The 26,416-nt window shown below is 66.7% G+C and carries 33 protein-coding genes; 19 read left to right on the forward strand and 14 right to left on the reverse strand.

Annotated elements, in window-relative coordinates; translation table 11 throughout:
* Positions 1-95: 95 nt before the first annotated feature.
* Positions 96-1,811, reverse strand: a complete 1,716-nt coding sequence (locus ASD22_RS12055; RefSeq protein ID WP_056083497.1) for an AarF/UbiB family protein — start codon at positions 1,809-1,811, stop codon at positions 96-98.
* Positions 1,812-1,943: 132 nt separating this feature from the next.
* Here ASD22_RS12055 and ASD22_RS12060 point away from each other — a divergent pair, with 132 nt between their 5' ends.
* Positions 1,944-2,123 (forward strand): hypothetical protein, encoded by a 180-nt coding sequence (locus ASD22_RS12060; protein WP_056083500.1) that lies wholly within the window; start codon positions 1,944-1,946, stop codon positions 2,121-2,123.
* Positions 2,124-2,131: 8 nt separating this feature from the next.
* On the opposite strand, the gene ASD22_RS12065 is transcribed toward ASD22_RS12060, so the two are convergent.
* From ASD22_RS12065 to ASD22_RS12085, 5 genes are all read right to left on the reverse strand, one after another.
* The gene (locus ASD22_RS12065) at positions 2,132-3,589 is read right to left on the reverse strand and encodes a hypothetical protein (RefSeq protein ID WP_056083502.1); all 1,458 of its coding nucleotides are present in this window, start codon (positions 3,587-3,589) and stop codon (positions 2,132-2,134) included.
* Entirely contained in the window at positions 3,586-4,482 is an 897-nt protein-coding gene (locus tag ASD22_RS12070) for an ABC transporter ATP-binding protein (RefSeq protein WP_056083505.1), read from the reverse strand. The genes ASD22_RS12065 and ASD22_RS12070 overlap by 4 nt, the downstream gene beginning before the upstream one ends.
* A 1-nt stretch (position 4,483) precedes the next feature.
* Positions 4,484-4,867, reverse strand: coding sequence for a GntR family transcriptional regulator (locus ASD22_RS12075; RefSeq protein WP_056083508.1), 384 nt, complete (start codon positions 4,865-4,867; stop codon positions 4,484-4,486).
* 66 nt (positions 4,868-4,933) lie between these two features.
* The gene (gene yjjJ / locus ASD22_RS12080; RefSeq protein WP_235577626.1) at positions 4,934-6,307 is read right to left on the reverse strand and encodes a type II toxin-antitoxin system HipA family toxin YjjJ; all 1,374 of its coding nucleotides are present in this window, start codon (positions 6,305-6,307) and stop codon (positions 4,934-4,936) included.
* A 126-nt stretch (positions 6,308-6,433) separates the two neighbouring features.
* Positions 6,434-7,366 carry a patatin-like phospholipase family protein gene (locus ASD22_RS12085; RefSeq protein WP_056083511.1) on the reverse strand — a complete coding sequence of 311 codons (933 nt, stop codon included), beginning with the start codon at positions 7,364-7,366 and terminating at the stop codon, positions 6,434-6,436.
* Positions 7,367-7,534: 168 nt separating this feature from the next.
* Here ASD22_RS12085 and ASD22_RS12090 point away from each other — a divergent pair, with 168 nt between their 5' ends.
* From ASD22_RS12090 to ASD22_RS12125, 8 genes are all read left to right on the forward strand, one after another.
* Positions 7,535-8,416 (forward strand): 2OG-Fe(II) oxygenase, encoded by an 882-nt coding sequence (locus ASD22_RS12090; RefSeq protein WP_056083514.1) that lies wholly within the window; start codon positions 7,535-7,537, stop codon positions 8,414-8,416.
* Between the two features lie 127 nt (positions 8,417-8,543).
* Entirely contained in the window at positions 8,544-9,155 is a 612-nt protein-coding gene (locus ASD22_RS12095) for a DJ-1/PfpI family protein (protein ID WP_056083517.1), read from the forward strand.
* 74 nt (positions 9,156-9,229) lie between these two features.
* Complete coding sequence (locus ASD22_RS12100; protein WP_056083520.1) at positions 9,230-9,634, forward strand: GFA family protein; 405 nt, start codon at positions 9,230-9,232, stop codon at positions 9,632-9,634.
* Positions 9,635-9,662: 28 nt separating this feature from the next.
* Positions 9,663-10,292 carry a glutathione S-transferase family protein gene (locus ASD22_RS12105; RefSeq protein WP_056083522.1) on the forward strand — a complete coding sequence of 210 codons (630 nt, stop codon included), beginning with the start codon at positions 9,663-9,665 and terminating at the stop codon, positions 10,290-10,292.
* A 143-nt stretch (positions 10,293-10,435) separates the two neighbouring features.
* A complete protein-coding gene (locus ASD22_RS12110) occupies positions 10,436-11,140 on the forward strand; it encodes a YafY family protein (protein WP_007082447.1) in 705 nt (234 codons plus the stop codon).
* Between the two features lie 120 nt (positions 11,141-11,260).
* Positions 11,261-13,048, forward strand: coding sequence for a DUF885 family protein (locus tag ASD22_RS12115; protein ID WP_056084283.1), 1,788 nt, complete (start codon positions 11,261-11,263; stop codon positions 13,046-13,048).
* 80 nt (positions 13,049-13,128) lie between these two features.
* Complete coding sequence (locus tag ASD22_RS12120) at positions 13,129-13,539, forward strand: MbcA/ParS/Xre antitoxin family protein (protein WP_056083525.1); 411 nt, start codon at positions 13,129-13,131, stop codon at positions 13,537-13,539.
* 99 nt (positions 13,540-13,638) lie between these two features.
* Positions 13,639-14,340 (forward strand): RES family NAD+ phosphorylase, encoded by a 702-nt coding sequence (locus ASD22_RS12125; protein WP_056083528.1) that lies wholly within the window; start codon positions 13,639-13,641, stop codon positions 14,338-14,340.
* Between the two features lie 37 nt (positions 14,341-14,377).
* Here the strand turns inward: ASD22_RS12125 and ASD22_RS12130 are convergent, their stop codons facing one another.
* From ASD22_RS12130 to pspA, 5 genes are read right to left on the reverse strand one after another with little or no spacing between them, the layout of a single operon-like run.
* Positions 14,378-14,590 (reverse strand): hypothetical protein, encoded by a 213-nt coding sequence (locus ASD22_RS12130; RefSeq protein WP_056083530.1) that lies wholly within the window; start codon positions 14,588-14,590, stop codon positions 14,378-14,380.
* Positions 14,591-14,599: 9 nt separating this feature from the next.
* Positions 14,600-14,992, reverse strand: coding sequence for an envelope stress response membrane protein PspC (pspC, locus tag ASD22_RS12135; protein WP_056083533.1), 393 nt, complete (start codon positions 14,990-14,992; stop codon positions 14,600-14,602).
* Complete coding sequence (locus tag ASD22_RS12140) at positions 14,989-15,264, reverse strand: PspC domain-containing protein (protein ID WP_056083536.1); 276 nt, start codon at positions 15,262-15,264, stop codon at positions 14,989-14,991. The genes pspC and ASD22_RS12140 overlap by 4 nt, the downstream gene beginning before the upstream one ends.
* Complete coding sequence (pspB, locus tag ASD22_RS12145) at positions 15,261-15,482, reverse strand: envelope stress response membrane protein PspB (protein WP_056083539.1); 222 nt, start codon at positions 15,480-15,482, stop codon at positions 15,261-15,263. Before pspB ends, ASD22_RS12140 begins: the two co-directional genes overlap by 4 nt.
* Before the next feature lie 6 nt (positions 15,483-15,488).
* Positions 15,489-16,169, reverse strand: a complete 681-nt coding sequence (pspA, locus tag ASD22_RS12150) for a phage shock protein PspA (protein ID WP_056083543.1) — start codon at positions 16,167-16,169, stop codon at positions 15,489-15,491.
* A gap of 224 nt (positions 16,170-16,393) precedes the next feature.
* Between pspA and pspF the strand changes: the two genes are divergently transcribed.
* On the forward strand, positions 16,394-17,437 hold the full coding sequence (pspF, locus tag ASD22_RS12155; RefSeq protein ID WP_056083545.1) for a phage shock protein operon transcriptional activator: 1,044 nt from the start codon (positions 16,394-16,396) through the stop codon (positions 17,435-17,437).
* A gap of 30 nt (positions 17,438-17,467) precedes the next feature.
* Here pspF and phhA read toward each other — a convergent pair whose 3' ends face one another.
* A complete protein-coding gene (gene phhA / locus ASD22_RS12160; protein WP_200946357.1) occupies positions 17,468-18,361 on the reverse strand; it encodes a phenylalanine 4-monooxygenase in 894 nt (297 codons plus the stop codon).
* 130 nt (positions 18,362-18,491) lie between these two features.
* On the opposite strand from phhA, the gene ASD22_RS12165 reads away from it, so the two are divergent.
* The 3 genes from ASD22_RS12165 (at position 18,492) to ASD22_RS12175 (ending at position 20,922) form a co-directional block, all read left to right on the forward strand.
* Complete coding sequence (locus ASD22_RS12165; RefSeq protein WP_056083552.1) at positions 18,492-18,971, forward strand: Lrp/AsnC family transcriptional regulator; 480 nt, start codon at positions 18,492-18,494, stop codon at positions 18,969-18,971.
* A 146-nt stretch (positions 18,972-19,117) separates the two neighbouring features.
* Positions 19,118-19,915 (forward strand): lysophospholipid acyltransferase family protein, encoded by a 798-nt coding sequence (locus ASD22_RS12170; RefSeq protein WP_056083555.1) that lies wholly within the window; start codon positions 19,118-19,120, stop codon positions 19,913-19,915.
* A complete protein-coding gene (locus ASD22_RS12175; RefSeq protein WP_056083558.1) occupies positions 19,912-20,922 on the forward strand; it encodes an alpha/beta fold hydrolase in 1,011 nt (336 codons plus the stop codon). Before ASD22_RS12170 ends, ASD22_RS12175 begins: the two co-directional genes overlap by 4 nt.
* 177 nt (positions 20,923-21,099) lie before the next feature.
* Here the strand turns inward: ASD22_RS12175 and ASD22_RS12180 are convergent, their stop codons facing one another.
* Positions 21,100-22,383 carry an aminotransferase class I/II-fold pyridoxal phosphate-dependent enzyme gene (locus tag ASD22_RS12180; protein ID WP_056083560.1) on the reverse strand — a complete coding sequence of 428 codons (1,284 nt, stop codon included), beginning with the start codon at positions 22,381-22,383 and terminating at the stop codon, positions 21,100-21,102.
* Between the two features lie 123 nt (positions 22,384-22,506).
* Positions 22,507-22,731: a DUF3820 family protein gene (locus ASD22_RS12185; RefSeq protein ID WP_056083562.1), complete on the reverse strand. Its 225-nt coding sequence runs from the start codon at positions 22,729-22,731 to the stop codon at positions 22,507-22,509.
* A gap of 186 nt (positions 22,732-22,917) precedes the next feature.
* Here ASD22_RS12185 and ASD22_RS12190 point away from each other — a divergent pair, with 186 nt between their 5' ends.
* From ASD22_RS12190 to ASD22_RS12210, 6 genes are all read left to right on the forward strand, one after another.
* Positions 22,918-23,541 (forward strand): YbhB/YbcL family Raf kinase inhibitor-like protein, encoded by a 624-nt coding sequence (locus tag ASD22_RS12190; RefSeq protein WP_056083565.1) that lies wholly within the window; start codon positions 22,918-22,920, stop codon positions 23,539-23,541.
* Between the two features lie 147 nt (positions 23,542-23,688).
* Positions 23,689-23,844, forward strand: coding sequence for a DUF1328 domain-containing protein (locus ASD22_RS16440; RefSeq protein ID WP_007082429.1), 156 nt, complete (start codon positions 23,689-23,691; stop codon positions 23,842-23,844).
* Positions 23,845-23,889: 45 nt separating this feature from the next.
* Positions 23,890-24,255: a hypothetical protein gene (locus ASD22_RS12195; protein WP_056083568.1), complete on the forward strand. Its 366-nt coding sequence runs from the start codon at positions 23,890-23,892 to the stop codon at positions 24,253-24,255.
* Positions 24,256-24,359: 104 nt separating this feature from the next.
* A complete protein-coding gene (locus ASD22_RS12200; protein WP_056083571.1) occupies positions 24,360-24,818 on the forward strand; it encodes a hypothetical protein in 459 nt (152 codons plus the stop codon).
* On the forward strand, positions 24,815-25,156 hold the full coding sequence (locus ASD22_RS12205) for a hypothetical protein (protein WP_056083572.1): 342 nt from the start codon (positions 24,815-24,817) through the stop codon (positions 25,154-25,156). The genes ASD22_RS12200 and ASD22_RS12205 overlap by 4 nt, the downstream gene beginning before the upstream one ends.
* Positions 25,153-26,337: an AI-2E family transporter gene (locus tag ASD22_RS12210; RefSeq protein WP_056083575.1), complete on the forward strand. Its 1,185-nt coding sequence runs from the start codon at positions 25,153-25,155 to the stop codon at positions 26,335-26,337. Before ASD22_RS12205 ends, ASD22_RS12210 begins: the two co-directional genes overlap by 4 nt.
* Positions 26,338-26,416 lie beyond the last annotated feature (79 nt).

Consider the following 26,416-nt stretch of genomic DNA (forward strand, 5'->3'; position numbering starts at 1 on the left):
GGTTTTTGGGGAAGCCCCACCCCTTTGACGGTCTGGAGTGCCTCGAGGTTTCTTTTCCGGCTTCTACCATTCCCTATTCCCTATTCCCCGCTCAATCAATCAGGCGTGCGGTCGGCGGCCCGATCCACCTTGCGGTCGCGCCGCAGCGCGCTGAGGATCAGGCCCGCGCCCAGCACGCCGGCCACGATGATGAACAGTGCGGACAGGATCGGCAGGCCGAACAGGGTGGCGCCGCCCTGGATGCGGGCGGTGAGCGCGGCGCCGATCACCAGCGCGGCCACGATCACGCCGGTGGCGATGCGGTTGGCGATCTTCTGCAGGCTTTCCATCATGCGGGATTCTTCCAGCCCGTCGATGCGCACGCGCAGCCGGTTTTCCGCCAGTGTGCGCAGGATGGCGCCCATGTGCTGAGGTGTGCGACGGGCCAGTTCCTGCAGGTCCAGCCATTCGCTGGCCAGGTTGGCGGGCGACAGCGAACCCAGCGCCTGCCGCCGCATCATCTGCTGCAGGTGTTGCTCGACCACGGCGCGGGTATCCAGCGCCGGGTCGAGCGCGGTGGTGACGGCTTCCAGGTTCAGCAGGGTCTTGCCCAGGATGGTCAGCTCCGGCGGCGGCCGCAGGCCACAGGCGGCGCCCACCCGGGTCAGCTCCAGGATCAGCCGACCTTCGGAGTACTGGCGACTGGCGTCGTGCAAGCCGGCATAGCCGGATACCAGCTGATCCACGCTGCGACGGTATTGGCTGTGGCGAAAATCCTGCAGCGGCGTGCCCATCGCTTCGCTGATTTCGCCCACCTGGTCGCCGTTGCCGCCGATCGCGCCCAGCATCAGCTTCAGCAGGCTGTGCCGCGTATGTGGCGGCAATCGCGCCACCATGCCCAGGTCGAACAGCGCCAACCGCTGGTCGTCCATCAGCAGCACATTGCCCGGGTGCGGGTCGGCATGCACCAGGCCATGCACGAATACCTGGTCGAGATAGGCGCGCAGCAGTTCCTGTGCCTGCTGTTTCAGCGGATGCTCGATGCGCCGCACCGGTGGCACGTGGGTGACCTTGATGCCGTGCACGCGATCCATCGTCAGCACGCGCTCGGTGGTATAGCCGTCCATCGGCTGTGGCACGTACAGGTGGCGGTAGTCGTCCAGGTTGGCGGCGAAGCGGCGCAGGTTGTCCGCCTCCAGCGCAAAGTTGACCTCGTTGGCCAGGCTGTGGCGCAGCTCCTGCACCCAGTCGGCAAAGCCGTAGCGGCGGCCCATGTCGGTGAGGCGGTCGGCGGCGCCGGCCAGCCTGGCCAGGATAGCCAGATCCTCGCGCAGCGTCTGCGCGATGTGCGGACGCTGCACTTTCACCACCACCTCGCGTCCGTCGCGCAAGGTGGCCGCGTGCACCTGCGCCATCGAACCGGCGGCCAGCGGCACATCGTCGAAGCTGCCGAACAGCACGCCGATGCGCGCGCCCAGCTCCGCCTCGATCACCGCACGCACCTCGGCCACCGGCACCGGCGCCACGTCATCCTGCATGCGCTCCAGCGCCGCCAGATAGGCGGGCGGCACCATGTCCGGCCGCGTCGACAGCGCCTGGCCGATCTTGATGAAGGTGGGGCCCAGTGCCTCCAGATCGTCCACGAAATGTTCCGGCTGGCCCGGCACCACCGGATCGGCGTCCTGCGCCAGCGCCACCTCCTGCACATCCAGATCCAGCCCGTTGAACAGGCCCGCCTTGCGATAACGCAACAGGAAGGCGCCGATCTGGGCATACCGCGACAGGCTGGTCGATTCGCTCACATGCGGCTCCGGCAGTTGGAGCGCCAGCATCGGCGGATCGGCGGCAAGGCAGCGTCAACGCGTTGCGGGCCTTCACGGCGCGCTGATCGTGCGCCCCTTCCAATGACTCCCCACGCCGCGCGACCGCAGCAACGGCGCCTCATCACCGTACGGGAGACAACGATGTCCTCATTCGCGCTCTATCTGATTGGCATGGTCATCGTCATCGGCGGGCTGGCGTACGCCGCCTACCCGCTGCATGCGCCCACGCAGTGGATCGGTATCGGCGTGGTCGTGCTGCTGGGCGCGGGGATCATCGGCGCAGTGACGCACACGCGCCGTCGCGATCCGCCGGAGTCCTGAGAGACCGCTCAGTCGGCCAGAAAAGGATGCGGCCGCTGCGCAAGCCCGCGCCAGCCGCGGCGGCACAACCAGACCATTGCACCGGCGAGCAGCAGCCAGCCCAGCGGCAGCAAGGGCAACAGTGGCAGTACCTGGGCTATCGGATGTTTGCCCAAGGCGAAGGCTGGCAGCAGCAGACTCAGCAAGGTCAGCAGGCTCGCCACGACAAGGATCAGGCCGATGCCCCACGGCGACAGCGCGCGACCACCAAGCAGGTTGAGCAGCACGGCGACGGTCACCAGCGCGCCGCCCAATTGCGCCCACAGCACGAACGACAACATATACGTGTGGCCGTGCCAGAACAGCATGACGGCGCAGAGCAGTGCCACCAGCAAAACGTGCAGCGCCAGCGGCATTCCCAGCACGGTGCGCACCAGCTGCCGTTTGACGCCCGCGGTATCGCCCAGGCCCGGCAATAACGCCATCAGCGGCAACTCGGCATTCGCGCGCTGCCAGCGCTTGCTCAGCCACAGCAGGGTGAAGATGCAGATCATCGGCGCGGCCATGACCGAAAGCGAGCTGAGCGCACCGAAGCCGCTGCCCGTGAGCGTGGCGGAAAAGTCGGTATTGGCGGGAGACTCCATCCGGCTGATCAGCAGCAGGCTTGTCGCCGGCAACACGAGGATGCCGAGGAACAGGGCGAGCTGCTTGCCGTGACTGCTGATGGTCTGCGGCAAATACCAGCCGCCCAGCATGACCTGCATGGCCTTGCGCGGCCGGGCAGGGCCAACACCGGCAAGATTGACCCTGGCCCGCAACCAATCCGGTCGTTGTTGCTGGCCGTCGGCGAAGCCACCCCAATGACCCCAACGGCCTTTGCGAAACTGCAACACCATCGGCGAGGCCCAGCCCTGCGGCTGCTCCGTGCCGGCGCGCAGCAATTGCCACCAGCGCCAGACGCAGATGAGCAATAACACCGCGGCAGTCGATGCGGCCCACGGGGCGAAGCGCTGGTCGCCGATACCGGGAAGATCCAGGCGCGACCACAACGCGTTCGCCAGTGCCGGGACCAGCGCGAAAATCATCGCGAGGTAGCGCGGTATCAGGGCAAGCACCAGGCCGCAAACGGTGAACAAGGCCAACACCGCAGCCATGCTCCAGTCCACGCCGGGCGCGAGTAGCGGCAAGGCGACACCGAGCAGGCCGTACAGCACCAGACTGGCATGGATCCGACGCTGGATGCGCGGCAGACGCAGCCCGCGCGCGTCGATCGCCACCAGCAAGCCCAGCGGAAAATAGAACGCCCACAGATAGACCAGGCCGGCCCCGTATAGCGCCATTGCATCCACCAGGGCCTTGGGTCCGTCGGTGAACACACCGACGGCGATGGCGCCGGTCGACCACAGCACGAAGGCGATTACCGCGCCCCAGCGCAGCGAGGGATAAGTCCAGTGCCAGGGAAACCGCAACAGCGACTGCGCGTTCATTCGGCGAGCTCCACGAACAGATCCTCCAGCCCCAACGCGTCGACACGCGCGCCGGCCAACTGGGCGGCTTGCGGCCACTGTCCTTGCGCATCGCGCTCGACCACCAGGCTGAGGCTGCCATCTTCATGACGCCGACGGCTCAGACTGGCGTTCGGCGCGGCCGCGCTCATGCGGGCGGGCAGCCACAGCCGCGCGTAACGCTCCTTGGTCTCGTCCACGCTGCAACGCATCAGCAGCTTGCCCTGATGCAGAAAGGCGACTTCCGAGGCGGCCCGCTCCAGGTCCGACACGATATGGCTGGAAAACAATACGGTGGTGCCCGATTCACCGGCACGCAGCGCGATCTCGCGCAACAGTTCGCGGCGGGCGACCGGATCCAGCGCGGCGGCCGGCTCGTCCAACACCAGCAGTTCCGGTTGCGAGGCGAGTGCACGGATCAAGTCCACGCGCTGGCGTTCACCTGGTGAGAGTTTCGCCAGCAGCTTGTTCGGCGGGATCTGCCAGCGTTCCAGCGTGTTCTTCGCGAACGCCTTGTCCCAGCGCGGGTAGAAACGGCCGACGAAGTCGAGCATCTGCACGGCATTGAGCCAGGCCAACGCTTCGGGTTGCTGCGGCACGTAGGCGAGACGTGCCTTGGCGTCGTCGCTCAGTTTCAACGCCGGTTCGCCGAATACGCGCGCCTCGCCGGCCAGCGGTGCAAGCAGGCCGAGCATGGCGCGGATCAGCGTGGATTTGCCGGCGCCGTTGCGGCCGATCAGGCCGAGCACGCTGCCCGGTTCCAGCACCAGATCCACGCCGCAAAGCACGTCGATGCCTTCGTAGCAGTGGGCCAGGCCGCGGGCGGCCAGCGGGGAGGCGGTGTCGGTTTCAGTTTCACGAAGCATGGCGTTCATCTCAGTCTCCCAGCAGTCGGGTCAGCCGCCGCAGCACCGGCGCGGCAGGCAGTTCGAGTTCGCGTGCATGGCGCGCCAGCGCCTCCAGTTGCGGTTCCAGCAACGCCAACCGCTGGCTTTCGCTTTGAGCGGCCTTGCGCAGGGCGATCACCGCCATGCCCTTGCCACGCAGACGTTCCACCAGCCCTTCGCTCTCGGCGATGCCGTAGGCGCGCGATACGGTCATCGGGTTGATCGCGTGAAAGCCGGCGACCTCGCGTACGGACGGCAGCAATTCGCCGTGGGTAAGCTGGCCGCCGGCAATCAAGCGGCGCAGCTGCTCGACGATCTGCCGATAGATCGGCTCGCTGGCCCCAGGTTGAATGTTGAGCAGTGATGCATCCATGTGTATCAGTACAGCAATACACATGGGCCATGTCAAGCATGACTGTCGGCACGGTGTGCCGGCGCTTCAGCCGAAGCGCTGGCGCAGGCGATCCAGCGTGGTGCGATTGCCGTTGGCGATGTCGCGGAAATCAGCACTCAATTGCGGGTGCTTCGCCACGCGCTGCCAGAAATCATCGGCCCACGCCGCGGCGCTCTGCCAAGTCGGCAAGGTGGCGGGTGAAGGCGGTGGTGGCTGATAGCTGCGGGGCATGAGGCTGCCGCTCGTGGTGGGTCGGTACAGCATCGGCAACATGTCGTAGCTCGGTGCCAACGTCAGCGGCAGCGCGTCGTCGAGAAAGAAACCGAGGTTGCCGAAGTGCATGTCGGTGTTGCCGATCATCTGCCCGAACCACCAGCGTCGCTGAACGTGTTCGAGTGCCTCGCGATCCAGCCAGCCACCGTGTTGCATGCGCCCGGCGGCGTTCGGCCAGCCGTCGCGCACGCCGTCGTGCGCATCGCTCCACGCCGCCAGCGAGACGAAGCCGCGTCGGCCGTGCGCGCCCACCCGGTCGAAGCGGGTCGATTCCAGACAGAGCCTGCCCTGCGACCAGACCAGTTCGTCGTGGGCGACGGTTTCGCCGTGTTCGGCCAGCAGCTGGCCGGCCAGCTGTTCGCAGATCAACAGGTCGGCCCAGCGGCGGGCTACCGGATTGCCCTCGACCGGCTCGCTGAATTTCACGATGACGTGACGCGGCGAGCCATCCCCATCCTCGATGCAGGCGGTGAACTTCGGTTGCTCCCCAGCGGCGGATGAACCCGCGCGTTCGCCGGCCAGCGTGGCTTGTGCCAATGCGGCGTAACGTTCGGTACGTTGCGAATGCGCAAGCGGGTCGGACGCGGCGCGCAGGGCGCGGTCCAGCGATTGTTCGCCCAGCACGAAGTTGCCCGGGCCATCCTCGCCACGCAGCAGCAGGGCGGTCAGCACCGCGTCTTCGTTCCAGCGCAGGATGTCCGTGTTCAAACCCAGCTCGTGTGCGCACCGCTGCCCGAACAGGTGGCCCAGGAAACCTTGCGGGCGCATGTCGTCGAGGAACCAGGGCAAGCCGGGGAAAACCCCTTCGTGGAATTCATCGCGCAGCCAATCGGCCGGCTGTGCCGGGCGGACGACGCAACCCTCGCCATGCAGCGCGATCAATTGGCCGAACGTTTGCGGCCGCCCGTGGGCGTCGATGCGGTAAAGCGGCCAGCGATCACCCAGGCCGCGGACACTGCGAGTGGCCGCGTAACGCGAGCGGCGCGCCTGCCCGATGCGTACGACCTGGTTATCCGCCGCTGCCAGCCGGCGCGAAATGCTCGGCTGGCTGACGCCCAAAACGGTCCCGAGCTCGCGTGCGCTGGCCCATTGATGGGCGCGCAGCACGTCGATCAGGTGTTCCGGCGAGGTATCTCGGATAGTCACGGATTGAATAGATACATGAATAGTTTCATCCATGCAAGATTCATATATATCAGCGAGTTATAACGTACTTAGATGGGCTTATGAATAGATAGTCGGCTATCATCGCGATGCGTGCGCGGCTATCCATCAATGCGCGGGCGGATGCGTCGCCACCATGGACGCCTGGCGCGCCACCTTCATCGCGGCCAGTTTGGCGCGGATCGCCGGTACGGCCGCCAATGCGGCTTGCTCGCCGCGCAGGATGGCGCGGTCTTTCTGGGTGAAATCCGCGGCGCCGATGCCGTCCAGTTTGGGGTGGATCACCATGTCGGCGCGGGCCAGTTCCTGCTCGCCGAGCTGGCGGCCCATGATGGAGATGGATTTGCCGATGACGTCCAGCATGCCGTCGGGGCTGCTGCGGTCCGGGGGCGCCGAGATGTCCACCGCGATGACGAAATCCGCGCCCAGCCCGCGCGCGGCATCCACCGGCACCGGGCTGACCACGCCGCCGTCGACGTAATGCTTGCCGTCGATGGCGGTGGGTTCGAACACGCCGGGCACGCTGCTGGAGGCGCGTACGGCCTGGCCGGTATTGCCCAGCACGAACACGGTGCGCTGCCCGCTTTCCAGTTGCGTGGCCACCGCGGCAAAGGGCAGTTGCAGGCGCTCGATCGGCCGGTTGCCCACTTCCTTGTTGATGTAATCCTGCAGCTTGCGGCCCTGCACCAGCCCGCCGGAAAACAGCCGCACGTCGCGGATTGACGCTTCATCCAGCGCCAGCGCCGCCTGCTGCAACTGGAACGGGTTCATGCCGCTGGCATACAGCGCGCCGACCACGCTGCCGGCGCTGGTGCCGGCCACCACCTCGGCGTGGATGCCGCTGGCCTCCAGCATCTTGATCACGCCGATATGCGCAAACCCGCGCGCCGCGCCGCCGCCCAGTGCCAGTCCGATCTTCAGCTTCACCGGCGCGGGGGCGGCCAGTGCGGGTGGAATGTCGGGCTTGCGCGATTCGAAACAGGCGCTCAGGGCGAGCGAAGCCAGCACGGGCAACAAGAAGCGGGTGCGATAAAACAACATGGTTCGGCCAGAAGGTGGCAGTACGACGAGTGTAGGGCACAACAATCGTGCCGAAAAATTGCCCGCGCGCGCGCCGCGGCCAGCTTGCACCCACTCCCGGGCAGGCGATACTGACCCTCCCCACGACGCGCAGGGCCCCACCTGCCGTCCACCCGAGCCGGAGTCGCCGTGGCAACGCACACCCAACTGACCGCCCAATGGCACGACTGGATCGTCGAAAACCTGGCCCGCGGCTGCGCCGTGCAGGCGCTGGTGGAAGACATGTGCCGCAGCGGCTTCGACGCCACCTTCGCCCATGCCGCGGTGGAGGCCCTGGCCCGAGGCGAGCAGCCGCCCGCCGCTGCACCGCTGAGAACGCAAGCCACCGCCTATGTCGCGGACGCTCCGCGACTGCCCGCGGGCAATGTCATCCCCACCCACGACCGTGACGTCCGCGTGCTGCTGCGCGTGGCGGCGCCCACCATCGCCGTGCTCGACCAGGTGCTCAGCGACGAGGAATGCGACGAGCTGATCCGCCGCTCCGCCGACAAGCTGCAGCGCTCGACCACGGTCGATCCGGTCAACGGCGGCTACGAGGTGATCGCCGCGCGCAGCAGCGAGGGCACCTTCTTTCCCGTCAACGCGGACGACTTCATCGCACGGCTCGATCGCCGCATTGCCGAACTGATGAACTGCCCGGTGGAAAACGGCGAAGGGCTGCAGGTGCTGCATTACGGCGAAGGCGGCGAATACCAGCCGCATTTCGACTACTTCTCGCCCGGCGACCCTGGCAGTGAGGCGCAGATGGTGGTTGGCGGCCAGCGCGTGTCCACCTTGCTGATCTACCTCAACGACGTGGCGCAGGGCGGCGCCACCGTGTTCCCCACGCTGGGCCTGCGGGTGCTGCCGAAGAAAGGTATGGCCGTCTATTTCGAATACAGCAACCGCGCCGGCCAGGTCGACCCGCTGACCCTGCACGGCGGCGAGCCGGTGGAAAAAGGCGAGAAGTGGATCATCACCAAGTGGATGCGCCAGCGCAGCTACGGGTTGGCGGCGCCAGCCGAGCCTTGATTCCTTTCTCCGCAAGCGGGGGGAGGAACAACATGTCGACGCACGATCCTTCGCGACCATCCCTGCTGACACGACGTTGGCAGTAGCGTCAGCCCATCCTGTCACTCCAGCAGAGGAGGGCGAGGGTATGCGCGATACGGTTTACTTCCTGGTGTTCGAGGGTTTTGCCGACTGGCAGGCGGCGCTGGCGTTGTGCGAGATCCGCCGCCCCGGCGACTGGCTGGTGCGGACCGCAGGCTTCTCGTCCGCGGCGGTGGTGTCGATGGGCGGCCTCACGGTCTCGCCCGACGTGACTCTGGCGCAGATCGATGTGGAACGCGCCGCCTTGCTGGTCGTGCCCGGTGGGCACCTGTGGCAGCGCGGCGACGGCGACGCGGCGGTGGCGGCGATCCGCCGTGTCCATGATGGTGGTGCGCCGGTGGCCGCGATCGACAGTGGCGTGCTGGCCCTGGCACGCAGCGGCCTGCTCGATGGCTGCCGGCACACCGGCAACTGGGCCGGCCACATCGACAGCCACGTGCCGACGTATGCCGGCGCCACGCAATACGACGCCGGCGTGCTGGCGGTGAGCGATGGCGGCGTCATCACCGCCAGCCACCTGGGCAGCGTGGAGTTTGCGCGCGAGGTGATCCACACGCTGGATCTGTACAGCGCCAGCGACCGTGAACTCTGGTACCGCCTGTTCAAGCACGCGCAAATGCCGCCGTGGTGCGTGGGCGACGTCGCCGCCGCGGCTTGAGCGGCGAGGCTAACCCTGTGGGAAGTCGCTCCCACAAAAGCCGCTCCCACACACACTCCTTGGAGGACCCCACCATGACCCATACCTTTCACGGCAGCTGCCATTGCGGCGCGGTACGTTTCGAAGCCGATATCGACCTGGCCGCGGGCACTGGCCGCTGCAACTGTTCAATCTGCACCAAGACGCGCCACTGGGGCGCCATCGTGCGGCCCGATGCCTTCCGCCTGCTGGCCGGCGAGGCGGCGTTGTCGGATTACCAGTTCAACACGCAGAGCGCGCATCACCTGTTCTGCAAACACTGTGGCGTGCGGCCGTTCGGTCGAGGATTTATCGAGGCGATCGGTGGCGACTACGTGTCGATCAACCTGGCCTGCCTCGACGACGTCGAACCGCAGCAACTGATCGATGCGCCGCTGCACTTCGCCGACGGCCGCCACAACAACTGGATGTCGCCGCCCGCCGAAACGCGGCACCTCTGAAACACCCTTCGCCCATCAGGAGAGCGCCATGAGCAAGCCCCACGTCAGCTTCTTCCATTCGCCGCAAAGCCGTTCCGCCGGCACCCGCGCCCTGCTCGAAGAACTTGGTGCCGACTACGAGCTGCACCCGCTCAACCTGAAAAACGGCGAGCAACGCCAGGACGCGTATCTGGCGATCAACCCGATGGGCAAGGTGCCGGCGATCCACCACAACGGCGCGCTGGTCACCGAGCAACCGGCGGTGTTCATCTACCTGGGCGATCTCTACGCCGACGCCGGGCTGGCGCCGTCCATCGGCGATCCGTTGCGCGGGCCGTATCTGCGCTGGCTGGTGTTCTACGGCTCCTGCTTCGAGCCGGCGGTGACCGACAAATCGATGCAACGCGAGCCGGCGTCGCCCTCGACCTGCGGCTATGGCGATTACGACACCATGCTGAAGACACTCACCGACCAGCTCGAGAAGGGCCCTTGGCTGCTGGGCGAGACGTTTAGCACCGCCGACGTGTTGTGGGGCACCGCGTTGAACTGGACCACCATGTTCAAGCTGGTGCCGGAGTTGCCGGTGATCCGCGCCTACATCGACCGCGTGTTGGCACGTCCGGGCGTGCAGCGCGCCGCGGCGCTGGACGCCGAGCTGGTCGCGGCGCAATCGGCGTAACAACAGCCGGAGCAAGGCGCAGATGGCCACCGTGCTCTCCTGCCCCCTCTCCCCCGGTGTTGCCGGGGGAGAGGGCCTCAAGTGCATGCTTCCCGTGACATTCGACGCTTTTCCCCATCGCCGGTCTCGGCGATGATGGCTGGATGCGCCGTGCCGATCGCCTGTTCCTCATCATCCACGCCCTGCGCGGTCGCCGCACCGCGCTGCAGGCGCGCCAGCTGGCCGAGACGCTGGATGTGTCGGTGCGCACGGTCTACCGCGACGTGGCCGACCTGCAGTTGTCCGGCGTGCCGATCGAGGGCGAGGCCGGCGTCGGTTACGTGCTGCGCAAGGGCTCGGATATCCCGCCGCTGATGTTCAACGCCGACGAACTCGAGTCGCTGGTGGTGGGCACGCGCTTCGTCCGCGCGTTTGCCGGCGCGCGGCTGGCCGCGGGGGCGCAGGCCGCGCTGTTGAAGATCGAGGCGGTATTGCCGCCGGACCTGCGCGAGCGCTCAAGCCGCACGCCCATCTTCGCGCCGACCTGGCGCGACGAGAAAACCCTCGCCTTTGCCGCCCGCATCGACCAATTGCACGCGGCCATCGGCGGCAACCGCGTGCTGGAGCTGGGCTATCGCGACGAAGCCGGCAACCCCAGCACGCGGGAGATCGAGCCGCTGTGCCTGGCGTTCTGGGGCGGCAAGTGGACGCTGGGTGCGTGGTGTCGCCTGCGCGACAGCTTCCGCAGTTTCCGGCCCGACCGGATCGATGATTTCCGTGAAACCGGTGAGCTGTTCGACGAAGTCGCCGGCCGCAACCTGGATGCCTACCTGCAGGCGATGCGCGGCCATTACACGGTTATCGACTAGCCGGGGTTCGGGCGCCCGCAGCGGCATCGCCCTTCTCCATCACACGGTACCCATCCATCGGCACGGTGCCATCACGGCGTTCGGTGCGATGATCGGCGGATATTTTTCGTGGAGACCGTGATGATCCGTTGTTGGCGTTACCTGCTGCTGGCGGGCCTGGCGTGCAGCGCTTTGGCGCATGCCGGCACGGCCGATGACCGCTTTCGCGCGATCTACCAGCAGGAATGGTCGTGGCGCATCGGGCAGGCCGGCATCGTCGCGTCGGGCGAATCGCAACCCAACAACGGCCGGCTCGATACGGTCGACGCGGCCAGCCAGCAGCAGCGGCTGGATTACTGGCAGGACGTGCTCAAGCAGCTGGACGGCGTCGACGCCACCGCGCTGTCGCGCGCCAACCAGGTGAACTACGCGATCTATCGCGACCAGATCAGCAACTTCGTCGCCAACCAGCGCTTCAAGAACTGGCAGATGCCGTTCAACAGCGACTCGGCGTTCTGGTCGGACATCGGCTACGACCTGGGCAGCGACCGGCTGCGCACGGTGGAGGATTACCGCATCTACCTCGACCGGCTGGGCCAGATCCCGGCGTATTTCGACCAGCAGATCGCGAACATGCGCGCCGGCCTGAAGCGCGGCTTTTCCGTGCCGCGCGCCGTGCTGGACGGGCGCGACGCGTCGATCGCCGCCGTGGCCGAGCTGACCGACCCCACCCAGGCCAGCCTCTACGCGCCATTCCTGCACCTGCCGGCCACGTTGCCGGCCGAGCAGGCGCAGGCCATGCAGGGCAAGGCCTTGCAGCGCATCCGCGATGACGTGATCCCCGCCTACGCCAAGCTGCTGGCGTTTTTCCGCGACGGCTACGTGCCACAGGCGCGCACCACGCTGGCGGCCGAGGCGCTGCCCGACGGCAAGGCGTTCTATCGCCAGCAGATCCACGAATACACCACGCTAGACCTCGGCCCCGACGCGATCCACCAGATCGGCCTGGACCAGGTGGCGAAGCTGCACGCGCAGATGCTGGAGGTGATGAAGGAAAGCGGCTTCCAGGGCGATTTCCCCGCGTTCCTGCATTTCCTGCGCACCGACCCGCGCTTCTATGCCAAGACGCCGGAAGAGTTGCTGATGCGCAGCGCCTGGGTGGCCAAGGAAGTGGACGGCCAATTGCCGCGGCTGTTCGGCCACCTGCCGCGCGCGCGCTTCACCATCGTGCCGGTGCCGGCCGCCATCGCGCCGTACTACACCTCCGGCCGCGGCGACGCGAACGAGTACATGGTCAACACCTACGACCTGCCGTCGCGGCCGCTGTACAACACGCCGGCGTTGACCCTGCACGAGTCCTACCCCGGCCACGCGCTGCAACTGGAACTGGCCGAAGAGAACCCCGATCAGCCCGCGTTCCGCCGCGACAGCTACATCTCCGCCTATGGCGAGGGCTGGGGCCTGTATTCGGAATACCTTGGCAACGAGATGGGCATCTACAAGACGCCGTACCAGAGGTTCGGGTACCTCACCTACCAGATGTGGCGGGCCTGCCGGCTGGTGGTCGACACCGGCATCCATCACCTGGGCTGGACCCGCCAGCAGGCGATCGATTACCTCACCGTCAACACCGCGCTGTCGGCCCGCGAGATCGCCAACGAAGTGGACCGCTACATCAGCTGGCCCGGCCAGGCGCTGTCGTACGAGCTGGGCTACCTGAAAATCCGCGAGCTGCGCGCCAGGGCGGAGAAGGCGCTCGGCGCGAAATTCGATGTCCGCCACTTCCACGACACGGTGCTTTCCACCGGTTCAGTGCCGCTGCCGTTGCTGGAGCAGCGCATCGACCGCTTCATCGCCGAAGGTGGGCCGGAGCCGGATTACGGCTGCGCCTGCGCCAGAAAGGGCGATGCGAAGCGTTCAGGCCAGTAACGCCCATCCTGACGACTGCCGTCCCAATAACTGCCGGTATGTAGTAATATTTGACGCAACTTCACAGGGAGAGTAAGCGCATGACGGCTCATTCGACCCGCATCGCCGAAGCCGCGCCCCGCTACACCTCGCCGGATACGCTTGCCGATCCGGCGCTGCGCGCGTTCTTCAACCTCACCGAACAGTGGAAGCTGCGCATCGCCGACCAGCGCAAGCTGCTGGGTGATCCGCCGGAGTCCACCTTCTACAAGTGGAAGCGCCAGCAGGGCGGCAGCCTGGGGCGCGACACGCTGGAGCGGATCAGCTACCTGCTGGGCATCTGGAAGTCGCTGCAGATCCTGTTTCCCGACCCGGCCCAGGCCGATACCTGGCTGCACCAGCCGAATACGGCGCCGCTGTTCGGTGGCCATTCCGCGATGGAGCGCATGTTGTCGGGCAACGTGGCCGACCTGTACGTGGTGCGCCAGTACCTGGACGCGCAGCGCGGTTGAGCAAAGTGCAGATGATGGTCGCGCGCGGCGAGACGAACGCGCGGCATGCTTTTGTCCCTCCCCCGCGAAGCAGGGGAGGGAGCACATCCTGGAGCTTTGATGCCGACCGATCTGCCACCCGTCAAACGCATCCGCTGGAGCCGCGCCTGGCGCATCGTGCCCAGCCGTTTTCCGCCGGTAGGCGTGTACGACCGCATCGCCGACCCGGCTGATATCGATGCGCTGTTCGCGATCGAGGCGCTGACCAATCCGCGCCTGCGCGAGGAGGCCGACGCGTTGAAGCTGGTGCCCAGGGAGCGGCGCCTCAGCGGCCCGGGCGCCACCCCGGTGATGGCCGCGTTCACCCATCTCAATCCCGAAGGCAGCCGGTTTTCCGATGGCACCTGGGGCGTGTTCTATGCCGCCCACAGCGTGGCCACGGCGGTGGAGGAAACCGTCTATCACCGCGAACGCTTCCTGGCCGCCACCGCCCAGCCCGCCGCCGACATCCAGATGCGCTGTTATCGCACCAGCGTGGACGGCAAGCTGTATGACCTGCGGGGTGGCTGGGCCGCAGCGCAGGCGCCGGACAGCTACGCGGCCAGCGTGGCGCTGGCCCGCGAGCTGCGGGCCGCGGGTGCCAATGGCGTGGTCTATGACAGCGCGCGCGACAGCGGCGGCGAATGCCTGGCCGCGTTCTACCCCGATGTGGTGGCGCCCTGCGTGCAGGCGCAGCACCTGGTCTATCGCTGGGATGGCACCCGCATCGCGCAGGTGCTGGAGGTGAGTGAAGTCAAACGGTCGAGCCTGGACAAACCGTAGGGCCGACTCGCCGCCTTCCGGGCGCAGGCCCGGCTGGCTACAGCTTGTCGAATTCCCGCTTCAGGTCGTAACCCTTGTCGGTGACGATGCGCTCCAGTGTCTGTACGCGCTGCTCCAGCGTGTTCATGCGCGCCTGGTATTGCGGATCTTCGCGCGGCTGGGTGTGCTTGAAGCGCAGGTGGTCGCGGAAGATGCGCGCGCCGAGGACGACGATGATGATGCAGAGGATGAAAAATTGACCGTTGTCCATCGTTGATTCCTAGGATTCCAGATCGCGAAACTGGCGATCGAGGTCGTATCGACTCGAGGTGACGTAGCCTTCCATGTGCTGCAGTTTCATGTCCAGCTCGCGGAAGCGGTGGCGCACGTCGCGAAAGGTGTCGCCCGCCGAGCGCCGCACGCTGCGCCAGTACTCCTCGTCGGCGTCCCAGTCGTAGAGTGCCTCCGGCTTGGTCGGCAGCACGAAGCCCAGCACCAGGTACGCCGCCAGCGTCACCACGTTGAACCACAGCAGCGCGACGATCGCCAGGCCCCGCACGAGGGTGACGTTCCAGCCGAAGTAATCGGCCAGGCCCGCGCACACGCCCATCAGCTTGCCGTGGCCTGGGTCACGATAGAAGCGCTGCGCGCGCCAGTTGCCGTCGTGTCTCATGGCTCGGCCCGGTGGCGTGGCTGCCAGCAGCTGCGCTCGTCGCCGCGGCCGCAATAGCGCAGCGGCCGCTGCGGCATGACCATCGCGGCGACCACGTAGGCCACCACGGTGGACATCGGGAAGCACCAGAGCAGCACCAGCGCCGCGATGCGGGTCAGCCATGCCGGCCAGCCGAAACCCTCCGCGATGCCCGCGCACACGCCAAAGATCAGGCCGCGTTCGGAATCGCGATAGAGCCGGCGCCGATGATAGTCGTCCGTTGAACCGTTCATGCCTTGTCTCTCCAGTTGGGTACTTCGGTATCCAGGATGGTCTCCAGCGTCTTCACGCGGCCCTCCATCCGGTTGGCGAGCTGCCACAGATCCGACAGCATTTTTTCGTCTTCGCGGGTCAGGCACTGGGCGCGTCGGCGCTGGGTCGTGTAGTGCAGGATCAGCCACAGCGGCGCGACGAAAATGCAGAACATGGCGAAGATGGCGGTAACGTCCATGTCGCGTTACTCCTTGGCGGCTGCTGTCTCCGAGCCCATCCGTTCCTTCAGCGCGGCCAGTTCGGCCTCGACGTGGTCGTTGGTTTCCAGGTCGGCGAATTCGCGGTCAAGGTCGCGCTGCTTGCCCAGGTCGTAGGCTTCGACGCGGCCTTCCATGTGCTCCAACTTGCGCTCGTAATGCTCGACGCGGCCCAGCGCGTTGTTGATGCGTTCGTCATGGGTGCGGCTGCGCGCTTTCAGGCGGTTGGCCGCCGTGTGGTGGCGCAGCTCGAACGATTTCTGCCGATGCTTGGCATCGGCCAGCTTGCCCTGCAGCGCGGCGATGTCGTCATTGAGCTTGGCCAGGCCCAGCTCGACTTCGTGGCATTGCCCCTGCAGCGCCTCGCGCGCCGTGTCCGTGTGTTTCTTCTCGACCAGCGCGGCCTTGGCCAGGTCATCGCGACCCTTGTTGATGGCCAGCTCGGCGCGGCGCTGCCACTCGTCGGACTCGCGCCGGGCGTATTCCACGCGCCGCTCCAGTTCCTTGCGGTCGGCGATGGCGCGCGCCGCGGCGGAGCGCACCTCCACCAGCGTGTCCTCCATCTCCTGGATGATCAGCCGCACCACCTTTTCCGGTTCTTCGGCCTTGTCCAGCATCGCGTTGATGTTGGAGTTGATGATGTCGCTCATTCTCGAAAAAACGCCCATGTCTGCTTGCCTCGTGATGGTGAAGGGGCCACGAAGTGTCTAGAGCACGGGTCGTGCCAAACCGGCGCGTGCGTTCAAGTCATTGATAGATGGAAACTTGTGGCTTCGAGGCTGAAAGTGGGCGTCATCTGGGTCGGTTCTATCGACCGATATATGGTTATATTCACTAATACTGAGCGAAAACGAACCATCAGGCCGCGCTGCCTCGCTTCGAGTGATGCCCCATGCCAGATCCGCGTCCATCGGGTACCGAAACCACCGCCATGCTGGGCGAGTCCACGGCGTTCCTGGACTTGCTGGAACACACCTCGCGGGTGGCGGCGGTGAACAAGCCGGTGCTGGTGATCGGCGAGCGCGGCACCGGCAAGGAGTTGATCGCGGCGCGGCTGCATTACCTGTCGTCGCGCTGGGAGGCGCCGCTGGTGAAGCTCAACTGCGCGACTTTGACCGAGGCGTTGCTTGAAACCGAGCTGTTCGGCCATGAGGCGGGCGCATTCACCGGCGCCAGCCGCCGCCACATCGGCCGCTTCGAGCAGGCCCACGGCGGCACGCTGTTTCTCGACGAGCTGGCCACGGTTTCCCTGCGCGTGCAGGAAAAGATCCTGCGCGCCGTCGAGTACGGCCAGTTCGAACGCGTCGGCGGCAGCGAGACGCTGAGCGTGGACGTGCGCATCGTGGGCGCCACCAACGGCGACCTGCCCGCCGCCGTGCGCGCCGGAACGTTTCGCGCCGACCTGCTCGACCGGCTGGCGTTCGACGTGCTGACGGTGCCTCCGCTGCGCGCACGCACGGGCGATGTGATGCAGCTGGCCGAGCATTTCGCTGTCAACATCAGCCGCGAGCTGGGGCGGGACCTGTTCGCCGGCTTCAGCGAATCCGCCCGCGCCGCGCTGGTGCGCTACCCGTGGCCGGGCAATGTGCGTGAGCTGAAGAACGTGGTCGAGCGATCCGTGCACCGCACGCCGGCCGACGAGCCGGTCGACACCATCGTTTTCGATCCCTTCGCTTCCGCGTTCCGGCCAGCGGTCGAAACCGCACCGGACGCGGAGCAGGGGACGCCGCCGGAACAGGCCTCGATCCGGCTTCCCTGCGATATCAAGACGGAATTGGCGCGCCTGGAAATCGATCTGGTCCAGCGCGCGCTGGTCGAAGCGCGCCACAACCAGGTCGAGGCCGCGCCGCTGCTGGGACTCGGCTACCACCAGTTGCGCGCGTTGCTGCGCAAGCACGGTATGGTGAAATCGCGCCGTCGGCGCGAGGGTCCGTAAAGCGGCCGTCTTGCGCTGGACGCCGGCGTATCAGCTGTCCGCGTTGGTCGCCCAGCCCGCGCGATCGCCGCGGGTGAACACGCGGTCACCATCGAGTACGTCGCCGGCGGCGTGCGCGGGCGATTGGCGCAGCTTGGTGTAGATCGGCGTGAAGTCCGGGCGGGTGGCGTCGAACAGCTGCTCGAAGTTCTCGATCACGAAATAAGTTTGCTGGTAGGTGTCGATGCGGTAGCGCGTGTTCATCACCCGCTCGATGTCGAAACCGATGCGGTTTGGCGAGGGCGAGTCCAGGCTGTAGACCGACTCGCCCTTGGAGCTGACGATGCCGGCGCCGTAGATGCGCATGCCGTCGGCGGTGCGGATCAGGCCGAACTCCACCGTGTACCAGTACAACCGGGTGAGGTTCATCAGCGCCTCGGGGCCGATCTTGAACGCCTTCATGCCGCCGCGGCCGTAGGCCTGCATGTAGTCGGCGAACACCGGGTTCAGCAGCAGCGGCACGTGGCCGAACAGGTCGTGGAACAGGTCCGGCTCGCTGAGGTAATCGAGCTGGTCGGGTTTCCTGATCCACCAGCTGACCGGAAAGCGGCGGTTGGCCAGGTGATCAAAAAAAACCTCATCCGGCAGCAGGCCTTCCACCGCCACCACCTGCCAGCCGGTGGCCGCGCCCAGCACGGTGTTGAGCTCGGCGAACTTCGGGATGCCGCCGTCACCCAGACCGAAGCGCTCCACGCCGTCGAGGAATTCCTGGCAGGCGCGGCCGCGCAACAAGTCGCGCTGTCGTTGGAACAACGTGTCCCATACCGCATGCTCGCTGGGGCTGTAGCTCGCCCACGGCTGCTCCACCACGCCGGTGGCGTAGACCGGCACGTAGCCACGGTCGGTCTGCTGGTGTTCGATCTTGCGGGGTGTGTTCATGGCCATTCCTGCGTTGGCGGAGCCTCCCGACAGCTTATCGACGATCCTCAGCACGAAGATTGCTTTCTTGCAGATACGGACCCGTAACACGCCATATAATTGCGCCAGTTGCCGAAAGCTTCGATGAAGGTTGTGTATGAACACGCTTGACCGCACGGACCTGCGCATGCTCGCCGTGCTGCAGGGCGAGGGCCGCATCACCAATGCCGAGCTGGCCGAACGCGTCAGCCTGTCGCCGTCGGCGTGCCTGCGCCGGCTGCAGCGGCTGGAGGCCGATCACGTCATCAGCGGGTACGCGGCGCAAGTCGACCCCCAGGCCGTGGGGCTGGGTTTGCAGGCCTTCGTGCGGGTGCAGTTGAGCAAACACGAGAGCACGGTGGTCGAAGGTTTCGTTGAGCGCGTCAACGCCTGGGATGAGGTGGTCGCCTGCCACGCGCTGACCGGCGCGATGGACTACCTGCTGCATGTGTACGTGGCGGATCTGGCGGACTTCTCGCGCTTCCTGCTCGACCACCTGTTGAATGCGTCGGGCGTGGCCGACGTGAATTCCAGCTTCGTGCTGCGCACGGTGAAGCGTTCGCCCTCGCTGCCGCTGGCGCATCTGGGCGGGCAGTAGCGCCCCTGCAGGAGCGGCTTCAGCCGCGATGCTCTTGTTTGTGGCCGCCTGGAACAAAAGGCGTCGCGGCTGAAACCGCTCCTACAGAAAGGCAGGTTGACGCGGCGTTCCGCGCGGCGGCGAACTACCGTTAAACTGCTGCGCTCATGAGCGACGCATCCCCCTCCGAACCACACGATCCGTTACGCCCGCTGCGTTATCTGTGGCGGGTGCCGCTGGTGCTGGTGCACATCGTGCTCGGCATCCTGCTGTGTGGCCTGCTGCTCAGCTGGACCCAGCAGGCGGTGATGAAGAACGGCCGCGAGCCGTTTCCCCACCGCATGATCCGGGCCTGGTCGGTGACGCTGCTGCGCATCTTCGGCATGCGCGCACGCCGCTTCGGCACGGCGCAGCGCGATCCGGTGCTGTTCGTGGCCAACCACACCTCGTGGATCGACATCACCATGCTGCACAGCCAGCGTGCCGCGTGTTTCGTGGCCAAGGCGGAGATCGCCAGCTGGCCGCTGATCGGCTGGCTGGCCGCCAGCGGCGGCACGATTTTCCATCGCCGGGGCAACAACCACTCGTTGTCGACGGTGATGCAGGTGATGGTCGACCGCCTGCGCGCGGGGCGTTCGGTGGCGGTGTTTCCGGAAGGCGGCACCGGCTACCACGGCGTGCTGAAGGTGTTCCATGCGCGCATCTTCCAGGCCGCGCTCGACGCCGACGTGACCGTGCAGCCGGTGGCCCTGCGCTTCGCCCGCAACGGCCGGCGGCTGCTCGATGCGGGCTTCCGCGAGCATGAGAGTTTCTTCAACAACATCGTGCGCCTGCTCGGCGAGGCGCCTATGGATGCGGAGATCCACTTCCTCACGCCGGTGCCCGCCACCCCCGACGCCCGCCGCCGCATGGCCGAGCTGTCACGCGAACGCATCGCCGCCGCGCTGGAAGACCGCCAGGAATGAGCCTGCCGTACGGGAAGGATTTCCGTCCGCCCTGGCCGCTGCGCAGCGGCCACATCCAGACCATGCTTTCCTCCAGCGGTGTGCGTCGGCTGCTGCTGCCGGCAGCGGCCAAAACAGTGTCGCAGGGTGCCGAGCCGGTGGTGGTCGACGGCGGCAACGGCGTGCGCCTGTCCGGCGCGTATACCGCGCAAACCTCGCGCCCCGAGCCACGCGGCCTGGCAGTGCTGTTCCACGGCTGGGAAGGCAGCGTCGACTCGACCTATGTGCTGCAGACCGGCAGCCGCCTGCTGGCCGACGGCTGGGATATCTTCCGGCTCAATTTCCGCGACCACGGCGACAGCCACGGCCTCAACGAGGCGCTGTTCCATTCCTGCCAGCTGGACGAAGTGGTGCACGCGCTGGGCGACATCGCCCGCCGCTGGCCTGCGCGACCGCTGGTGCTGGCGGGGTTTTCGCTGGGCGGCAACTTCGCGCTGCGCGTGGCCATGCACACGTCGCTGGTGGGCATTCCGTTGAGCTACGTGCTGGCGGTGTGCCCGATCATCGACCCGGCGGTGGGATTGTTTTCGCTGGAAGAGTCGGCGCCCTGGTTCTACCAGGCCTACTTCATGCGCAAGTGGCGGCACTCCCTGCTGACCAAGCAGAAGGCGTTTCCCGAGCATCAGTACTTCGAGATGTCGGAGATGAAACAGCACCTGCGCGGGCTGACCGAGGCGCTGGTGTTGCGCCACACGGACTTCAAGTCGCTGCAGCAGTATCTGGATGGCTATTCGGTGGCCGGCGACATCATGCAGGCGATGCAGATTCCCGCCACCATCCTCACCGCGCGCGACGATCCGGTGATCCCGGTGCGCAGTTTCGAGCAGCTGGAACTGCCGCCCAACATCGAACTGGACATCGCACCGTACGGCGGCCATTGCGGTTTCATCCGCGATTTCGGCATGACCAGTTTCACCGACGACTACATCGCGGGTCGGTTCAATGCGGTGGCGGATAGCCGGGAATAGGGAGCCGGGAATGGGGAATCGGAAATGCGCCGTTCCCCCTCACCGATCACCCTGAGCGTAGCTGCGCAGCAGCGGAGTCGAAGGGCGGTTTGCGGCGAGGCTTCGACTCCGCCGCTGCGCGGCTACGCTCAGCCCGAACGGGTCGGGATGGCAGGTTGATGATTCAAAAAGCGCGGCTTAAACCGCGTCCAGCGCCTGCGCCAGATCCTCGATCAGGTCATCGATGTGCTCGATGCCCACGGACAAGCGGATCATATCCTCACTGACACCCGCCTTGGCCAGCTCCGTCGCATCCAGCTGGCGATGGGTAGTGGAGGCGGGGTGGGTGGCCAGCGATTTGGCGTCGCCGATGTTGACCAGCCGCGTGAACAGCTTCAGCGCATCGAGCGCTCGTGCACCGGCGGCGCGCGGATCGGCATCGTTGCCCTTGACCCCGAACGACAGGATGCCCGACGCCTTGCCGCCCATGTACTTCTGCGCCAGCGCATGGTCGGGGTGATCGGGCAGGCCGGCGTAGCGCACCCACGACACCTTCGGGTGCTTCTGCAGGTACTGGGCGATCGCCAGCGCGTTGTCGCAGGTGCGATCCATGCGCAGGCCCAGCGTGGCCACGCCCTGCAGGATCAGGAACGCGTTCATCGGCGAGATGGCGGCGCCGGTGTTGCGCAGCGGCACCACGCGGGCGCGGCCGATGTAGGCGGCCGGCCCCAGCGCCTCGGTGTAGACCACGCCGTGATACGACACGTCCGGCTCGTTGAGGCGGCGGAAGCGCTCCTTGTGCTCGGCCCACGGAAACTTGCCGCTGTCCACGATGGCGCCGCCGATGCTGTTGCCGTGGCCGGCGATGTACTTGGTCAGCGCGTGCACCACGATGTCGGCGCCGTGCTCGATCGGGCGGCACAGGTAGGGGCTGGGCACGGTGTTGTCCACGATCAGCGGAATGCCGTGCGCATGCGCGACTTCGGCCAGCGCGGCGATGTCGGTGACGTTGCCCAGCGGGTTGCCGATCGATTCGCAGAAGATCGCCTTGGTGCGCGAGTCGATCAGCGCGGCGAAGCTCTCCGGCTTGCCCGCTTCGGCAAAGCGCACCTCCAGCCCCTGCTGCGGAAAGGTATGCGCGAACAGGTTGTAGCTGCCGCCATAGATGGTGGCGGTGGAGACGATGTTGTCGCCGGCCTCGGCGATGGTCTGGATCGCATAGCTCACCGCGGCCATGCCCGAGGCCAGCGCCAGCGCGGCAATGCCGCCCTCCAGCGCGGCCACGCGCTGCTCCAGCACATCCTGGGTGGGGTTCATGATGCGGGTGTAGATATTGCCCGGCACCTTCAGGTCGAACAGGTCGGCGCCGTGCTGCGCGTTGTCGAACGCGTAGGCCACGGTCTGGTAGATCGGCACGGCCGAGGAACGCGTGGTGGGGTCCGGGGAGTACCCGGCGTGGACGGCGAGTGTCTCGATCTTCATGGCGGCGCTCCGTGGTCGATATCCGAGAGGTCATCATGCGCATCCGCGGGATGGGCGCATTCCTCCCTAGCCTACAGGCACGGCGACGCGTTTTGGCCGTCTGGATGGCTGCGCCACGATGCCTCAGCGCCGTGGCGGCGCCTGCCGCAACGGATCGAGGAGGCCGGACAGGCCGTTGTGATCGATTTCCAGCGCCAGCGCCAGCAGGCGCCCCAGTTGCCCGGGCGGGAAACCCTTGCGCGCAAACCAGGCCAGGTACGCGCCCGGCAGGTCGGCGAGCAGGCGGCCCTGGTATTTGCCATACGGCATGCGCGTGGTCACCAGCCGCTGCAGGTCTTCGGCGTCCATGGTTCGTCGTCGTGATGGCCAGGCGACATGGTAAAGGCTGCGGCCGCCGGCGGTTGCGGTATAGGCTTGGGGCAGGGAATGGGGAATAGGGAATGGGGAATCGGAAGAGCCAGCGTGCGGCAGGCATGGGCTTTTACCTAGTCTCCATTCCCTATTCCCCGTTCCCGCAACCGCAGGAGACCCCCGATGCAACTGCGCAGCGACAGTTTCGAAAACGGCCAGCCCATTCCGGCGGCATTCGCGTTCGGCAAGCGCGCCGATCCGATCGCATTGTCCGACAACCGCAACCCGCATCTGGCGTGGAAGGATGCGCCGGCCGGCACCCGCTCATTCGTGCTCACCGTGATCGACCCGGACGTGCCCAGCCGCGGCGACGACGTCAACCAGCCCGGTCGCAGCGTGCCGGCCGACCTGCGCCGGGTGGAGTTCGTGCACTGGCTGATGGCCGACATTCCGCCCGAATACACCGAGCTGGCGGCGGGTGCGTGCAGCGACGGCGTGGTGGCGCACGGCAAGCACGAGCCGTTCGGGCCACCGCGCAGCGTGCAGGGCATGAACGACTTCACCGGCTTCTTCGCCGGCGACGCCGACATGGTGGGCGAGTACCTGGGCTACGACGGCCCCTGTCCGCCGTGGAACGACGAACTGGTGCATCACTACCACTTCCGCGTATCCGCACTGGACGTGGCCACGCTGGGGTTGGCCCGCGGTTTCACGCTGACGCAGTTGCGCGAGGCGATGGACGGCCATGTGCTGGCCAGCGCGGAATGGGTGGGCACGTACAGCCTCAACCCAGCGCACCAGGGTTGACGAGCCGGCGATTGCAGAGCGCCGGCTGAACGTCGCCGCCGCGTGCAGGCCGGCATCGCCAACCTTCACGCGCGCATGGCATCGGGCTGGGGATGATGCGGGCATGCGGCATATGTCCGCAGCCCCCCACTCCACGAGGACATGTCCATGCTTCACTACGCGCTGGTTTTTCTGGTTATCGCCATCATTGCCGCCGTATTCGGTTTCGGCGGTATCGCGGGCACCGCCGCCGGTATCGCGAAAATCCTGTTTGTCATCTTCCTGATCCTGGCGATCATTGCGTTCTTCCGCCGCGCCAGGTAACGGGCGTAGCCCGTCCATCCACCCACGTATTTTCCGGAGCAAGCAATGAGCAACCAGGTACCCGACCATTCCGCACCGCTGAGCGGCAACCGGATCGACGAGAAGGCCGAGCGCGTGAAGCAGGCCACATCCAGTGCCGTCGCCAGCACCAAGGAGGCGGTGGATCGCGCCGCCGACCATGTCGAGGACAGCCTCCACCGCGCCACCGACAAGACGGCCGAAGCGGCCAATCGCGCCGCCGACACCGCCGCCGACGTGGCCGAGCGCGGCCGCGAAGTCTGTGACCGCACGATGGACACCGCGGACGCATGGCTGGAGCAGGCACGGCTCTATGTGCGCGAGAAACCGGTGCAATCGGTGGCCATGGCATTGGGGGCGGGCTGGCTGCTTGGCCGTATCCTGCGGCGCTGATCGGCGCCAGGGGATATTCCATGCAAGAACCAAGGAGCGACCGGGGCGATACTCCCGGTGAATCTGCAACGGCGCCGGAATCAAGGGCGCCGTTGCCGTCTGGATTGCTCGCCGAAATCGCCCAGCTCGGGCGGGCGCTGGGCCATTTGTTCGGCGCGCAATGGGACCTGTTGGCGGCTGAGCTTGGCCTGGCCCGCAGCGCCGTCTCGTGGCTGTTGCTGGCCGGGCTGGTCGCCACCGCGGCCGGGGTGGCGTTGGCGCTGACCTTGATGGCCTTGCTGGGGTTGGCGCTGGCGCAGTGGTTCGGCTCGTGGCTGTGGGCGCTGACGACGCTTTGCGTGTTGCAGATCCTGCTGCTGGCTGGCGCGGTGTGGTTGTTCCGTCGCTGCATGCACTGGATGACCTTGCCCGCCACGCGCGACGAATGGGGTGCGATGATGCGCGATACCCTGCACGAGGCACGGCAGGGCGACGCGGCCACTACCGCGCCGACGGGGGAGGCGTCATCGACAGCATCATCGGACACGCCGTTGCAGCCGCAGGACCGGGGGGATCGAACATGAGCATGGTGTCGAAACTGGCCAGGGTGAAACTGGCGAAGGCACGCGTGGGGCTGGCGCGCCACCGCGTCGGCTTGCCCGCGACCGCGCTGCTGGCGCGCGGCCGCGCCCATCCGCTGAGCACGGTAGGCATCTCGGCGGCGACCGGTTTCGCGCTGGGCCGGCTCAACGTGCATCCGCTGCGGCTGCCGGGTCTGGGTGCGCTGCTGGGCGGCGGGCTGTCCGAACTGGTGACGATCGGCTCGCGCATGATTGCCGAGCTGGGCGTGGCCGGCCTGGGTGCGGCCGCCGCCGCCGAGGCCGACCGCGTCGATGCCGAGCCGCACGCCGACCAGCCATGAGCGAGATCGACCCGCTGCCATCCGCTCCGGCCATGCTGCCGGAACCCGCCACCGAACCTGCCATCAGCATGGATGCCGAGCTGCCGCCCGAGGTGCCCTTGCGCCGGGCCATGCCGGGCACGCGTTACGTGCGCGGCATGCGTCGCCACCTGCGCGCGCTGCGAGTGGTGATGAACGCGCTGTTGCTGCTGGCGTTGCTGTACACCATCACCATCACCCGCGCGCTGCTGATACCGCTGGTGCTGGCCGCCTTCATCGGCCTGGCGCTGAACCCCATCGTGGCGGCCGGCGCCCGCGTGCGCCTGCCGCGCTGGCTCACCGCCAGCGTGCTGGTGATCAGCCTGATGGTGGGCATCGGCACTGGCGTAGGGCAGTTGGCGCAGCCGGCGGTGGGCTGGTTCCAGGGTGCGCCCGCGGCCATCCGTCATTTCGTACCCAAGCTCAAGGGCCTCACCCAGCCACTGGAGGCCGCCAACCGCGCCACCCAGACCCTCGTGGCCGGGCACCCCGTGCGCAGTTCGTCGAGCCAGCCATCACCGGTATCGTTCAGCACCTGGGACGTGGTTTCCACCGCGCCCAAAGTGCTGGCCGCCGTGCTGAGCGTGGTGTTGCTGGTGTTCTTTTTCCTGATCTACGGCGACTCCATGCTGCGAAGACTGGTGGAGATCACCCCCGGCTTCACCTACAAGCGCCACGCCGTGACCATTGTGCGCAGCATCCAGACCGAGATATCGCGCTACCTGCTCACCGCGCTGTCGATCAACGCGGGGTTGGGCGCGGTCACCGCCTGCATGCTGTGGCTTTACGGCGTACCCGACCCGCTGCTGTGGGGCGCGGTGGCGATGTTCGCCAATTTCATCCCGTACGTGGGCGCCATCGTCACCACCATCGTGCTGTCCATCGTGTGCATGCTGTATGCGAACGACGCCAGCTTCGACGTGTTCCTGCCGGTGCTGACCTTCGCCGGCATCACCGCGATCGAAGGCAACCTGATCACCCCGTTCATCCAGGGCCGCAGCATGCGGCTGAGCCCCATCGCGATCCTGCTGTGGCTGCTGATCTGGGGCTGGCTATGGGGTATCCCCGGCGCCCTGCTGGCAGTGCCGATACTCACCTGCACCAAGCTCATCACCGAACGCGTGCACGGCTGGGAGTGGTTCGCGCATATCGTGCAGCGTTAGCCCCGGGGCACCTGTCCCTGTGGGAGCGACTTCAGTCGCGATGCTCTCGCGTGTTCTCGCCAGGCTTCCAAAGCGAGAG

The organism is Rhodanobacter sp. Root480, assembly GCF_001426645.1.
Taxonomy (GTDB): domain Bacteria; phylum Pseudomonadota; class Gammaproteobacteria; order Xanthomonadales; family Rhodanobacteraceae; genus Rhodanobacter; species Rhodanobacter ginsenosidimutans.